Source organism: Vibrio sp. B1REV9 (assembly GCF_905175395.2).
GTDB lineage: Bacteria > Pseudomonadota > Gammaproteobacteria > Enterobacterales > Vibrionaceae > Vibrio > Vibrio alfacsensis.
Map to the genome: position 1 here is coordinate 734,303 of NZ_CAJIMW020000221.1, position 13,424 is coordinate 747,726.

Below are 13,424 nucleotides of genomic sequence, written 5' to 3' on the forward strand. Positions count from 1 at the left end.
TTGATGGTTAACGTACGTTACGGCTTTAATGATTGACGACTAAAGCCCGTATGATTGCACTTAATACATGGAATTATTACCGTCGGGTGATTGTATGTGGTTTTATGGCCACACTCATCGCAGACCAAAGTACCGAGGCCAATCACCTCTCCCGCTTCATATAATCCTTGATGTTCTAAATCATCAAATAACTCGACCCATTCAACTTTGGTTCGATCAGTAATATCAAGCAGCCCCTGCCAGATTGAATCGGCGATCGTGAGATAGAAAGGCCCACTTTTCCCCTCTTCATAACTGTCCGAAAACTCTTTCAAATCGGCTTTTACATAAGCGGATATGAGTGAGAGCTCATCTTTGGTCATATCATTGGCAGCATCAACGACTTTACCCGACGTTTCGAATACTTTGTTAACTTCATCCGGACTATGTTTCAAGGTTTCAATCACATCCTCAAACATTTCCTCATAACCTGCTTTACGTTTAGGCATAACTGACCTCCATCTTTCTACTGCCAGCACCAATTCAAGGTACATGGGTATAGATTGGCTATTGTTGTGATCCCTAGCTTTAGGTATTCTATGATGATCTATTAAAGTCTGTTCTAACCGAACTCACAAATTCCAAGATAACCGGATACCATCGATGCAAGAACAATATAATCCACAAGACCTTGAGCAAAAAGTTCAAAAGCACTGGGATGACAACAAGACCTTTGTTGTAAGTGAAGACCCAAATAAAGAAAAATTCTACTGTCTATCCATGTTCCCATACCCAAGTGGTCGACTGCACATGGGTCACGTGCGCAACTACACCATCGGTGACGTAGTATCTCGTTTCCAACGCCTACAAGGCAAAAACGTGATGCAACCTATCGGTTGGGATGCGTTTGGTCTACCTGCAGAAAACGCAGCAGTAAAAAACAACACTGCGCCTGCTCCTTGGACTTATGAAAATATCGAATACATGAAGAACCAGCTTAAGCTACTTGGCTTTGGTTACGACTGGAATCGTGAATTCGCAACGTGTACTCCAGAGTACTACCGTTGGGAACAAGAATTTTTCACTAAACTGTACGAAAAAGGTCTGGTTTACAAGAAAACGTCTTCTGTTAACTGGTGTCCAAACGACCAAACCGTTCTTGCAAACGAACAGGTTGAAGACGGCTGTTGCTGGCGTTGTGACACGCCTGTAGAGCAAAAAGAAATCCCACAGTGGTTCATTAAAATCACTGAATACGCACAAGAGCTTCTTGATGATCTAGATAAGCTTGATGGGTGGCCAGAAATGGTTAAAACCATGCAGCGCAACTGGATTGGTCGCTCTGAAGGTGTAGAACTGAAATTTGCAGTAAATGGTCAGCAAGACCTAGAAGTCTACACAACGCGTCCTGACACCCTAATGGGTGTAACGTACGTGGGTATTGCAGCAGGCCACCCTCTTGCAACTATTGCAGCAGCGAACAACCCAGAGCTAGCTAAATTCATCGACGAGTGTAAAAACACCAAAGTAGCGGAAGCGGAACTTGCGACAATGGAGAAGAAAGGTATGGCGACTGGCCTTACTGCTATTCACCCATTAAACGGCCGTGAAGTCCCTGTTTACGTCGCAAACTTCGTACTGATGGATTACGGTACAGGCGCGGTAATGGCAGTACCTGCACACGACCAACGCGATTACGAATTCGCAACCAAGTACGGCCTAGACATCGTGCCTGTCATCAAACCTGTTGATGGTAGCGAGCTAGACGTATCTGAAGCGGCATACACTGAAAAGGGTGTACTGTTTGATTCTGGCGAATTCGACAGCCTAGACTTCCAAGCGGCGTTCGACGCAATCGCAGCGAAACTAGAAGCTGAGGGTAAAGGCACTAAGACCGTTAACTTCCGTCTACGTGACTGGGGTGTATCTCGTCAACGTTACTGGGGTGCTCCAATCCCAATGGTAACGACTGAAGATGGTGAAGTTCACCCAGTACCTGCTGACCAACTGCCAGTGATTCTTCCAGAAGACGTGGTAATGGATGGTGTAACTAGCCCAATCAAAGCTGACAAAGAGTGGGCGAAGACAACATTTAACGGTGAACCAGCTCTACGTGAGACTGACACGTTCGATACGTTCATGGAATCTTCTTGGTACTACGCACGTTACTGTTCACCACAGGCTGACGACATCCTAGACCCAGAAAAAGCAAACTACTGGCTACCAGTAGACCAGTACATCGGTGGTATCGAGCACGCTTGTATGCACCTACTGTACTCTCGCTTCTTCCACAAACTGCTACGTGATGCAGGCTACGTGACCTCTGACGAACCGTTCAAGCAACTACTGTGTCAAGGCATGGTACTAGCAGACGCGTTCTACTTCGAGAACGAGAAAGGCGGTAAAGAATGGGTTGCACCAACAGATGTTGCTGTTGAGCGTGACGGTAAAGGTCGCATCACTTCTGCTAAAGACACAGAAGGCCGTGATGTAACACACTCTGGCATGATCAAAATGTCTAAGTCGAAAAACAACGGTATCGACCCTCAAGAAATGGTAGACAAGTACGGCGCTGACACCGTGCGTCTATTCATGATGTTCGCATCTCCAGCAGACATGACGCTTGAATGGCAAGAATCTGGCGTAGAAGGTGCGAACCGCTTCCTGAAACGTGTTTGGAAACTGGTTCATGCGCACTCTTCAAAAGGTGCAGCAGAAGCAGTAGATGCAAGCGCACTTTCTGGCGACCAAAAAGCACTTCGTCGTGATGTTCATAAAACTATCGCGAAAGTAACGGACGATATCGCTCGTCGTCAAACGTTCAACACGGCAATCGCTGCGATCATGGAACTGATGAACAAGCTTGCGAAAGCACCTCAAGAATCTGTGCAAGACCGTGCAATCCTTGATGAAGCACTGAAAGCCGTTGTTCGTATGCTTTACCCAATCACTCCACACATCTCTTACGAAATGTGGGTAGCACTGGGTGAGTCTGATGTTGATTCAACAACTTGGCCAACATTTGACGAAAAAGCACTGGTTGAAGACGAGAAAACTATCGTTGTTATGATCAACGGTAAGCTACGTGCGAAACTAACGGTTGCTGCTGACGCAACAGAAGAGCAAGTTCGCGAGCTTGGTCTAAACGATGAAAATGCGAAGAAGTTCCTAGATGGCCTAACGATCCGCAAAGTCATTTACGTTCCTGGCAAACTTCTAAACATCGTTGCAAACTAGCCAATCGCGATAAGCGAAATGTAGCTTGCAATTACTCAAGAACGAACTAACTCGTTCGGTATGAGTCTATTAACAGGGTGAGTCATCACCCTGTTTATTTGCCTCAATCCATTCATAGTGAATGGTTTAGGTGAATATACCCAAGTGACTTCAACAATATTGAGCTCTGCGCTAAGAACCAGAGGTTGCTTTGGTATATAACCCCTTCAATTTAGGATGAATACAATCAATGCGCTTTTTCTCTTTGATTAAACTACCAGTAGTATTGGTATTATCGGGGCTTCTTTCTGCCTGTGGTTTTCACCTTCGTGGCGAGTATTCCGTTCCGGAAGAGCTGCACACCATGTCATTCAACAGCTACGATGAGTACAGCCCACTCACCCGCTCGGTACATGCGCAGTTAGAGTTAAATAAAGTAGACTTAGTCGCACCATCCAAAAATATTCCAAACCTTTATTTGGTCAGCGCGGAATTAGAAGAGCGTACACTTTCACTTTACCAAAACAGCCGCGCTGCCGAGAAAGAGCTGACCTACGTCGTTAAATATCGAGTCACCATCCCAGAGCTTGGTGCAAAGGATTTTATGACTGTGGTCACCCGTAATTACCTTGATAACCCGCTAACCGCCTTGGCTAAATCCGTAGAGCGTGACGTTATTGAAGACGAAATGCGTCAACAAGCTGCGGCACAAATTATGCGTCAGCTTGGTCGAGTACGCGCAGAATACGAAGCAGACACGGCTGTTAATGCCTCAAAAAAGACAACTTTGTAAGATAACATGCGAATTTTTGCCGACAAGCTGGCTGAACAACTAGCGAAACACCTAAAACCGGTTTACCTCATTTTCGGCAGCGAGCCTCTGCTTATTCAAGAGAGTCGCCAAGCAATCCAAGAGATGGCGAAGCAGCAAGGGTTCGAGGAAAAGCACCGTTTTGCGGTAGATGCGAGCCTAGATTGGAACCAAGTGTATGACTGCTTCCAAGCGTTGAGCCTATTTTCTAGTCGCCAAATCATTGAGCTTGAGTTACCTGAAAGTGGCGTTACCACAACCGTAAGCAAAGAACTTCAAGCCCTATGTGAGATGTTACACGATGACATCATGTTGGTGCTCATCGGCAGCAAGCTAACAAAAGCACAAGAGAATGCAAAATGGTTTAAAGCACTGAGTGCGAAAGGGGATTGGATCAGTTGTTTAACGCCCGATCTTCAACGTCTACCGATGTTCATTCAAGCTCGTTGCCGCACTTTGGGGCTAAGAGCAGACCAACAATCACTGCAAATGTTGGCGCAATGGCACGAGGGGAACCTGTTTGCGCTTGCCCAAAGTTTAGAAAAACTGGCTCTACTCTACCCAGATGGCGAATTAACGGTTGTTCGTTTAGAAGAAGCGTTAAGTCGACACAACCATTTTACGACTTTCCATTGGATCGATGCCCTGCTTGCGGGTAAAGCAAATCGTGCACAGAGAATCTTGCGTCAGTTGGAAGCTGAGGGTGTCGAAACGATTATTTTGATCCGAAGCGTACAAAAAGAGTTTAACCAACTGCTGACAATGCACCAAGATCTGACTCAAATGAGCATGATTCAAGTGTTCGAAAAACATCGCGTTTGGCAAAATAAGCGCCCATTTTACAATGCCGCACTGACCCGCCTTTCTGCAAACCGAATTTACGCGTTACTGTCGCTACTGACCAATGCTGAAATCAAAGCGAAGACGCAGTATGAGATTTCAGTGTGGCCAACGATCCATCAATTGAGTTTAGAAACCTGCTCTCCTGATATTAAGCTGGCAATTTAGATTTCAAAGCATGGTATAGTGCGCACCCGTTTTAACTTGAATGATTAAAACGATGACAGATTTAAGAGAATAACCCGAGGAAAATTGAGTGCTTCGCGAAGAACTTAAAGACTTTTTAGCTGATAAAGCTGACGACATGAAAGCTGAAGATATTGTCATTCTAGACGTGAAAGACAAATCAAGTGTGACTGATTTCATGGTGATCTGCACTGGTACGTCTAAACGCCACGTTTCATCAATTGCTGGCCATGTCGCATCTGAAGTAAAAAAGGCAGGCCTTGAACCTCTTGGCACGGAAGGCGAAAGTGACGGTGAATGGGTTGTCCTAGATATGGGTGACGCAATGCTACACGTCCTACAAGAAGAACAACGCTCACTCTACCAACTAGAAAAGCTTTGGGGTTAATCTTTTGAAAATCCAACTCATTGCTGTTGGCACAAAAATGCCAAAGTGGGTCGAGGAAGGTTTCCAGGAATACCGTCGTCGCTTCCCACATGATATGCCACTTGAGCTGATTGAAATTTCAGCAGGTAAGCGTGGCAAAAATGCAGACATTGCTCGTATCTTACAAAAAGAAGGCGAGGCGATGCTTGCTGCTGTGCCTAAAGGAAACCGCATCGTAACCCTCGATATTCCAGGCAAAAAATGGGATACCCCACAACTTGCTGAACAGCTAGAGGCTTGGAAGCTAGATGGTCGCGATGTTTCCATCTTGATTGGCGGCCCTGAGGGACTGGCCCCTGCATGTAAAGCCGCAGCCGATCAAAGCTGGTCTTTGTCTGCATTGACGCTACCACATCCGCTTGTTCGTATCGTCATGGCGGAAAGTTTATACCGAGCGTGGAGCATCACTGCCAACCACCCTTACCACCGAGAATAATCGTTGCCTAGCTTTAGAGACTTGCGTTAATGATCCGTAAACGCCGCAGTCAGATCCGAGATTATCAAGCCGAAGCGCGCCTGTTTGCCAGCCGCGCTATTGTTGCATTTCTTGGTATCGTGGTTTTAATGGGACTGCTGGTTGCCAACATGTACAACATCCAGGTCAACCAATTCCAAGATTACAAAACCCGTTCAAATGACAATCGCATTAAAGTGGTGCCTATTGCCCCAAACCGTGGTCTTATCTATGACCGTAACGGGGTTCTGCTGGCTGAAAACCGCCCCGTCTTCAATTTGGAATTAACCCCAGAAAAAATCAAAGATATTGATGGGACGATCAAGGAGCTTCAAACTATCCTTGATATTACACCAGACCAGATTGAACGATTCCAACGTGAGCGTAAACGCACTCGTCGCTTCAAATCGGTACCTCTACTTACTCAGCTAGATGAAAAGCAAGTCGCTATCTTCTCTGTTAATCAATACCGTTTTCCCGGGGTAGAAATCAGCGCCACACTAAAACGCTACTATCCATTTAGTGAAGTACTCACTCACGTGATTGGCTATGTGTCTCGGATCAATGATCGCGATATGCAGCGTCTTATTCGAGAAGATAAAGACGCAAACTACCAAGCCACACGTGACATTGGTAAATTAGGTATCGAAAAGTATTATGAAGACTTGTTACATGGTACTGCGGGTTACCAAGAAGTAGAAGTTAACAGCCGTGGTCGCGTCATTCGTACCTTAAAATACGTTCCGCCGGTCCCGGGAAAAGACATTGTCTTGAACCTTGATATTAACTTGCAACTTTACGTGCATCAGCTACTTGATGGGCGACGAGGCAGTGCGGTAGTTCTCGATCCGAGAGACAATGGCGTTCTCGCGATGGTTTCAAGCCCATCTTACGATCCAAATGCATTCGTGCATGGCATTTCAGGTAAAGCCTACCGTGCCCTATTGAACGATAAGAATCGTCCACTGGTAAACCGAACTACGCTGGGTATTTACCCGCCAGCTTCGACGATTAAACCGTTTATGGCGGTCGCTGCTTTGGAAGAGGGGGTAGTCACGCCTAAAACAACACGAAACGACCCTGGCTACTGGCGCATTCCTAACTCCGACACGCGTCCATTCCGAGACTGGCTTCGCTGGGGACACGGCCGCGTTGATATCATCAAGTCCATTGAAGAGTCCGTCGATACGTTCTTCTATCAAATCGCTTATGATATGGGCATCGATCGCATATCGAACTGGATGATGATGTTCGGCTTTGGCGACTACACAGGTATTGATATTTACGAAGAAAGTAAAGCCAATATGCCGACCCGTGATTGGAAAATGGCACGTCATAAAACACCTTGGTATAAAGGTGACACCATTCCAGTCGGTATCGGGCAAGGCTATTGGACTGCAACACCAATGCAGTTGGCTAAAGCGACTTCTGTACTCGTCAATGACGGTGCCGTTACTGCACCGCACTTATTAAAAGCGACCATTGATAACGGCAGTGACTTTGAGCATCAAAAAAACTCGGAATACGTGACTTACCCTCCGATTCAAAATGTTCCTGAAAAATACTGGGACATGGCGAAAGAAGGGATGCGTTTGGTTAACCATGGTCCAAAAGGTACCGCACGACGCTCGTTCTACAACATGAACTACCAAACTGGTGGTAAGTCCGGTACCGCGCAAGTCTTTGGCTTGGGCGAAGACGAAGAGTACAACGCAGATGAGGTCGCTGAACATCTGCGAGATCACGCGCTCTTTATCGGTTTTGCTCCCTTTGATGATCCTCAAGTCGTGGTTTCGGTTGTCCTTGAAAATGCCGGTGGTGGTTCAAGTAACGGTGCGCCAGTAGTAAGAAAAATATTTGACCGTGTCATTCTTGGACCAGAAGAGATCAAGCCAGATAAAGAGCAAGCAAATACAAAACAGGAGGCAATGCAATAATGAAAATGGATCCCTCTACAGGCAAGAATCGCGCCCTGTTTGAACGCTTCCATATCGATTTGCCCCTCCTACTCGGCATACTTGCGCTGATGGCATTTGGCTTAGTCATCATGTACAGCGCAAGTGGCCAAAGCTTGGCGATGATGGATCGCCAAGCTATGCGTATGGTCCTTTCTTTAGTCGTTATGTTGGTTTTAGCCCAACTGTCCCCCAGAACCTACGAGAACCTTGCGCCTCTCATGTTCATTGGCGGTGTCGTTTTACTATTTGGTGTGCTCTTCTTTGGAGAAGCATCCAAAGGCGCTCAGCGTTGGCTCAATCTCGGTTTTGTGCGATTCCAACCCTCCGAATTACTCAAACTTGCAGTCCCTTTGATGGTGGCACGTTACATTGGTCGCCAACCGCTTCCCCCAACATTCAAAACCTTGATCGTTGCACTGATCATGGTCTGCTTACCCACTATCCTTATCGCAAAACAACCCGATTTAGGCACGTCGATTCTTATTGCCGCATCGGGCATCTTTGTTATATTTCTTGCCGGGATCAGTTGGAAAATTATCGCCGCAGCCGCAATAGGGCTAGGTGGTTTTATTCCAATTCTTTGGTTCTTCCTGATGCGTGAATATCAAAAAGTTCGCGTTCGCACGCTGTTCAACCCTGAATCGGACCCTCTAGGCGCGGGTTACCACATCATCCAAAGTAAAATCGCGATCGGTTCTGGTGGTATTTCCGGCAAAGGCTGGTTACATGGCACTCAATCCCAACTAGAGTTTCTTCCAGAGCGTCATACTGACTTTATCTTTGCTGTAATTGCTGAAGAATGGGGTATGATTGGCTTCCTTTGCCTGTTAGCCATCTATCTATTTATCATTGGACGAGGTCTTTATCTCGCAAGCCAAGCGCAAACCGCGTTTGGTCGAATGATGGCAGGCAGTATTGTACTTAGCTTCTTCGTGTATATTTTTGTGAATATCGGCATGGTAAGTGGCATCCTACCGGTTGTAGGCGTACCTTTACCACTCATCAGCTACGGCGGCACCTCAATGGTGACGCTAATGGCTGGCTTTGGCATTCTAATGTCTATTCACACTCACCGAAAAGCATTCTCTAAGGCGACCTAGACCATGCAAAAACGCGCTCTATATTCCTTGGTTTTTTCTGCTGTGATTTTGGCAGGGTGCTCTTCCACCGACCAAAAAACACAGGATGGCCGTTATGAACTTGAATCCGATGTTGCTCCAGATAAGCCACTATCGGTCGAGCACATTGAGGATGCACACCCAAAATACGAACCTTACAGCTTAGGGGGTAACAGCGATTACAATCTAAGAGGTCAGGATTACAAAATCGTCCGTGACGCAAAAGGTTTCAAGGAAAAAGGCCGTGCATCCTGGTATGGCAAAAAATTCCAAGGCCATCTCACGTCAAACGGCGAAATCTACGATATGTATTCGATGACGGCAGCGCACAAAACTTTGCCTTTACCGAGCTTTGTCAAAGTCACCAACACCGACAACGGCAAGTCAACAATCGTACGCGTTAATGATCGCGGCCCTTTCCATGAAGGTCGTATTATTGATTTAAGCTACGCAGCAGCGCATAAACTTGACATAGTCAAAACCGGGACAGCAAACGTTGAAATTGAAGTCATCACGGTTGATAAACCGACCGATGAAAAATCTCTGGCCGCTCATCCTAAATACGTCATTCAAGTCGCTTCATCAAAATATGAAGATCGCGCACGAACTTTAGGGTCAGAGCTTGGTCAAAAGCTCGATACTGATACGTTCTTAGAGAGCACTCAAGAGACCCATCGCCTACTGTTAGGTCCATATACTGACTACTCTCTGACGCAAGCCACGCTAGATAAAGTAAAGTTGCTCGGTTATGCGTCCGCGTTTATCAAAAAATACCACGCCAAATAATGGTGTCATGAATTTCTATATAGAGCCTCTCTTACATAAGAGCGGTTTCTGTTAAGATGTCGGCAGTTAACCCAAAAATTTGAATTACCATGAATAAAAATAAGCTTGTGAGAACTATTCTCGTATCTTCGGTTGCCCTATCTGCAACCATCGCGCAATCTGCATTTGCATCACCAATTGTGGTACCAGACGCGCCTCAAATCGCAGCAAAAGGCTACGTACTGATGGATTACCATTCAGGTAAAGTACTTGCTGAGAAAGAGATGAACACAAAATTGTCTCCAGCTAGTTTAACCAAAATGATGACCAGCTACGTCATTGGACAAGAACTGGCTCGTGGCAACATTTCAGAAGACGACGATGTTACTATCAGCCAAAATGCATGGGCGAAAAACTTCCCTGACTCTTCAAAAATGTTCATCGAAGTGGGTACAACCGTTAAAGTTCATGACCTTAACCGCGGTATCATCATTCAATCTGGTAATGATGCATGCGTTGCAATGGCCGAGCACATTGCTGGTTCTGAAGATGCATTCGTTGATCTGATGAACGCTTGGGCAAACACCATCGGCATGAAGAACACGCATTTTGCTAACGTTCATGGCCTCGATAATCCGAATCTGTACTCAACACCATACGACATGGCGCTATTAGGCAAAGCTCTGATCCGTGATGTTCCAGATGAGTACCGTATTTACTCTGATAAAAAGTTCACATACAACGGCATCACACAGTACAACCGTAATGGCCTACTGTGGGATAAAAGCATGAACGTTGACGGCATCAAAACCGGTCATACAAGCAATGCAGGATACAGCCTAGTAAGTTCAGCAACTGAGGGCCAAATGCGTCTAGTTGCGGTTGTGATGGGCACAAAAGATGCGAATGCTCGCAAAGCAGAAAGTAAAAAACTGTTGAGCTACGGTTTCCGCTTCTTTGAAACGGTTGCACCACATAAAGCGGGTGAAACGTTCGTAGAAGAAAAAGTATGGATGGGCAACAAAGATACTGTTGCACTAGGTCTTGATGAAGATACTTACGTAACGCTACCTCGTGGCCAAGCAAAGAATCTAAAAGCAAGTTTCGTACTTGAAAAAGAGCTAGAAGCCCCAATTAACAAGGGTGATGTAGTTGGTAAGCTATACTACCAAATTGATGGTGAAGATATTGCTGAGTACCCACTAATGGCACTAGAAACAGTCGACCAAGGCAGCCTATTTAGCCGCATGTGGGACTACATCGTATTGTTGTTTAAGAGCTTCTTCTAAGCGTCGCTTCTGAGCAACAAACAAGTCAGCAAAGCCGCCAACGAGGGCGGCTTTGTTATCTGTACTCAAGCGACGTATAGATGCTTGGGTATGATCTTGAGTTCCCCCTAATTTGACTGTACTATTTCGCACCGCAACGAATACCAACTGGAGTTACCGATATGCTAACCATCAACTCTGATGCAAAATTGAAAGACCTGCTTGAGTTCCCTTGTTCATTTACTTACAAGGTAATGGGTCATGCAAAGCCTGAGCTTCCAGAACTTGTTCTTGAAGTGATCCAGCGCCATGCTCCAGGTGATTACAGCCCAGCAGTAAAACCAAGTGCTAAGGGCAACTACCACTCGGTGTCGATCAATATCACTGCGACATCTATCGAGCAGGTTGAAACCCTTTACAAAGAACTGGGTGAGATTGACATCGTACGTATGGTTCTATAATTTTTTGATAAATTAAATTTTTTTGAAAGCAGCTTTGGCTGCTTTCTTTTTATTTATCATACAGATAATTAAAAGCACCTCACCTTTCAGTTAAAAATCTGTTACTCAAGTGTAGAGCATCAGAGGCATCCGGTTTATAATCCAAAAACTTTATATATTAGCGACAGGAATTCCCATGCAACACCAACTTGTTGTGAAACGACTTGGACGCCAAGATTATGAGCCTGTATGGAAGGCGATGCATGAATTTACCGATCAACGCGCAGACGACACGCCAGATGAAGTTTGGTTGGTAGAGCACAACCCAGTATTTACTCAAGGACAAGCTGGTAAAGCCGAACACCTGCTTAACACTGGGGATATTCCTGTTGTACAAAGCGATAGAGGCGGTCAAGTAACCTATCATGGACCGGGTCAATTGGTTGCTTACTTCTTGATCAACCTTCGTCGTAAAAAATTAAGCGTGCGAGATCTCGTTACTCACATTGAGAACCTCGTGATCAACACCCTAAAGGCATACAATATTGAGTCTGCCGCACGACCAGACGCTCCAGGCGTCTACGTCGACAATAAAAAAATATGTTCTCTCGGTCTTCGTATTCGAAAAGGGTGCTCATTCCACGGTCTGGCATTGAACGTAAATATGGATTTGACGCCATTTCTACGTATTAATCCATGTGGCTATGAGGGAATGGAGATGGTTCAGGTCAGTCAAATTGGCGGACCAGAAAACATCGAAACCGTAGAAAAACAATTAATAGAAGAACTCGTTACTTTGCTTGATTATGAGCAAGTAAAATTCAGCACAGAAGCACCTTCTCAAGGTAATAAAGCATGAGCAAACCAATCCAGATGGAAAAGGGCGTTAAATACCGCGACGCCGACAAGATGGCATTGATTCCCGTAAAGAACATGCCGACAGAGCAGAAAGAAGTGCTACGTAAGCCTGATTGGATGAGAATCAAGCTACCAGCCGACAGCCAACGTATTCAAGACATCAAATCAGCAATGCGTAAGAACAAACTTCACTCTGTGTGTGAAGAAGCCTCTTGCCCTAACCTAGCTGAATGTTTTAACCACGGTACGGCCACTTTCATGATCCTAGGTGCGATCTGTACTCGCCGCTGTCCATTCTGTGACGTTGCCCATGGTCGTCCGCTTCCTGTTGAAGCTGAAGAACCGAAAAAGCTAGCAAAAACCATCGCAGATATGAAGCTGAAGTACGTCGTTATTACTTCAGTAGACCGTGATGACTTGCGTGATGGTGGTGCAGAGCACTTTGCAAACTGTAACCGTGAAATCCGCGAACTCAACCCACACATCAAGATTGAAACTCTGGTTCCTGACTTCCGTGGTCGCATGGACGTGGCGCTTGATCTCATGAAAGACAACCCGCCAGATGTCTTCAACCACAACCTAGAAACGGCACCTCGTCTGTACCGTAAAGCTCGCCCAGGGGCGAACTACAAGTGGTCGCTACAATTGCTGCAAAAATTCAAAGAACAGCATCCAAATGTACCGACTAAATCAGGCCTGATGATGGGTCTTGGTGAAACAAAAGAAGAGATCGTAGAAGTACTAAAAGACCTTCGCGCACACGGTGTCACTATGCTGACTCTGGGTCAGTACCTTGCGCCAAGCCGTCACCACCTGCCGGTCGAGCGCTACGTTCCACCAGCAGAGTTTGATGAGCTAAAAGAGATCGCACTAGAACTTGGCTTCACCCACGCAGCGTGTGGCCCATTTGTTCGCTCTTCTTACCATGCCGACATGCAAGCACAAGGCATTGAAGTAAAATAAGCTCACGTTCATTTACGAATACCAAAGGTTGGCTCTGTGCCAACCTTTTTTGTACATGGCTAGTAGACACAGTCTAAAACACTTCACCAAGCCTCCCCTATTTCTCAGAAACCAAAACACGTCATTCCGAAGAGTCTAGGC

The 13,424-nt window shown here is 45.8% G+C and carries 13 protein-coding genes; 12 read left to right on the plus strand and 1 reads right to left on the minus strand.

The genetic code is table 11. The annotated features are described in order from the left end of the window. Positions 1 to 17 precede the first annotated feature (17 nt). Positions 18 to 488, minus strand: a complete 471-nt coding sequence (locus tag KHN78_RS03820; RefSeq protein ID WP_211919856.1) for a zinc ribbon-containing protein — start codon at positions 486 to 488, stop codon at positions 18 to 20. 154 nt (positions 489 to 642) lie between these two features. Between KHN78_RS03820 and leuS the strand changes: the two genes are divergently transcribed. From leuS to lipA, 12 genes are all read left to right on the plus strand, one after another. Next, complete coding sequence (gene leuS, locus KHN78_RS03825) at positions 643 to 3,216, plus strand: leucine--tRNA ligase (protein ID WP_211919857.1); 2,574 nt, start codon at positions 643 to 645, stop codon at positions 3,214 to 3,216. A gap of 229 nt (positions 3,217 to 3,445) precedes the next feature. Continuing rightward, entirely contained in the window at positions 3,446 to 3,988 is a 543-nt protein-coding gene (lptE, locus tag KHN78_RS03830; RefSeq protein WP_211919858.1) for an LPS assembly lipoprotein LptE, read from the plus strand. Between the two features lie 6 nt (positions 3,989 to 3,994). Beyond that, complete coding sequence (gene holA / locus KHN78_RS03835; RefSeq protein ID WP_211919859.1) at positions 3,995 to 5,014, plus strand: DNA polymerase III subunit delta; 1,020 nt, start codon at positions 3,995 to 3,997, stop codon at positions 5,012 to 5,014. Between the two features lie 88 nt (positions 5,015 to 5,102). Next, a complete protein-coding gene (rsfS, locus tag KHN78_RS03840; protein ID WP_211919860.1) occupies positions 5,103 to 5,420 on the plus strand; it encodes a ribosome silencing factor in 318 nt (105 codons plus the stop codon). Between the two features lie 4 nt (positions 5,421 to 5,424). Beyond that, positions 5,425 to 5,895 (plus strand): 23S rRNA (pseudouridine(1915)-N(3))-methyltransferase RlmH, encoded by a 471-nt coding sequence (rlmH, locus tag KHN78_RS03845; RefSeq protein ID WP_017821762.1) that lies wholly within the window; start codon positions 5,425 to 5,427, stop codon positions 5,893 to 5,895. 29 nt (positions 5,896 to 5,924) lie between these two features. Continuing rightward, entirely contained in the window at positions 5,925 to 7,850 is a 1,926-nt protein-coding gene (gene mrdA / locus KHN78_RS03850; RefSeq protein WP_211919861.1) for a penicillin-binding protein 2, read from the plus strand. Further along, positions 7,850 to 8,971, plus strand: coding sequence for a rod shape-determining protein RodA (gene rodA / locus KHN78_RS03855; RefSeq protein WP_128811440.1), 1,122 nt, complete (start codon positions 7,850 to 7,852; stop codon positions 8,969 to 8,971). Before mrdA ends, rodA begins: the two co-directional genes overlap by 1 nt. A 3-nt stretch (positions 8,972 to 8,974) precedes the next feature. Beyond that, positions 8,975 to 9,775, plus strand: coding sequence for a septal ring lytic transglycosylase RlpA family protein (locus tag KHN78_RS03860; protein WP_211919862.1), 801 nt, complete (start codon positions 8,975 to 8,977; stop codon positions 9,773 to 9,775). Between the two features lie 89 nt (positions 9,776 to 9,864). Next, positions 9,865 to 11,043 (plus strand): serine hydrolase, encoded by a 1,179-nt coding sequence (locus tag KHN78_RS03865; RefSeq protein WP_128811442.1) that lies wholly within the window; start codon positions 9,865 to 9,867, stop codon positions 11,041 to 11,043. 161 nt (positions 11,044 to 11,204) lie between these two features. Next, the gene (ybeD, locus tag KHN78_RS03870) at positions 11,205 to 11,483 is read left to right on the plus strand and encodes a DUF493 family protein YbeD (RefSeq protein ID WP_038865384.1); all 279 of its coding nucleotides are present in this window, start codon (positions 11,205 to 11,207) and stop codon (positions 11,481 to 11,483) included. Positions 11,484 to 11,658: 175 nt separating this feature from the next. After that, entirely contained in the window at positions 11,659 to 12,321 is a 663-nt protein-coding gene (lipB, locus tag KHN78_RS03875; protein ID WP_211919863.1) for a lipoyl(octanoyl) transferase LipB, read from the plus strand. Further along, on the plus strand, positions 12,318 to 13,283 hold the full coding sequence (lipA, locus tag KHN78_RS03880; RefSeq protein ID WP_128811444.1) for a lipoyl synthase: 966 nt from the start codon (positions 12,318 to 12,320) through the stop codon (positions 13,281 to 13,283). Before lipB ends, lipA begins: the two co-directional genes overlap by 4 nt. Positions 13,284 to 13,424 lie beyond the last annotated feature (141 nt).

Excerpts from the sequence above, each read along its gene's own strand:
- lipB (WP_211919863.1), top strand. The coding sequence starts at position 11,659 with ATGCAACACCAACTTGTTGTGAAACGACTTGGACGCCAAGATTATGAG.
- KHN78_RS03860 (WP_211919862.1), top strand. The coding sequence starts at position 8,975 with ATGCAAAAACGCGCTCTATATTCCTTGGTTTTTTCTGCTGTGATTTTG.
- lptE (WP_211919858.1), top strand. The coding sequence starts at position 3,446 with ATGCGCTTTTTCTCTTTGATTAAACTACCAGTAGTATTGGTATTATCG.
- holA (WP_211919859.1), top strand. The coding sequence starts at position 3,995 with ATGCGAATTTTTGCCGACAAGCTGGCTGAACAACTAGCGAAACACCTA.
- KHN78_RS03820 (WP_211919856.1), bottom strand. The coding sequence starts at position 488 with ATGCCTAAACGTAAAGCAGGTTATGAGGAAATGTTTGAGGATGTGATT.
- rodA (WP_128811440.1), top strand. The coding sequence starts at position 7,850 with ATGAAAATGGATCCCTCTACAGGCAAGAATCGCGCCCTGTTTGAACGC.
- KHN78_RS03865 (WP_128811442.1), top strand. The coding sequence starts at position 9,865 with ATGAATAAAAATAAGCTTGTGAGAACTATTCTCGTATCTTCGGTTGCC.
- lipA (WP_128811444.1), top strand. The coding sequence starts at position 12,318 with ATGAGCAAACCAATCCAGATGGAAAAGGGCGTTAAATACCGCGACGCC.
- leuS (WP_211919857.1), top strand. The coding sequence starts at position 643 with ATGCAAGAACAATATAATCCACAAGACCTTGAGCAAAAAGTTCAAAAG.
- ybeD (WP_038865384.1), top strand. The coding sequence starts at position 11,205 with ATGCTAACCATCAACTCTGATGCAAAATTGAAAGACCTGCTTGAGTTC.
- mrdA (WP_211919861.1), top strand. The coding sequence starts at position 5,925 with ATGATCCGTAAACGCCGCAGTCAGATCCGAGATTATCAAGCCGAAGCG.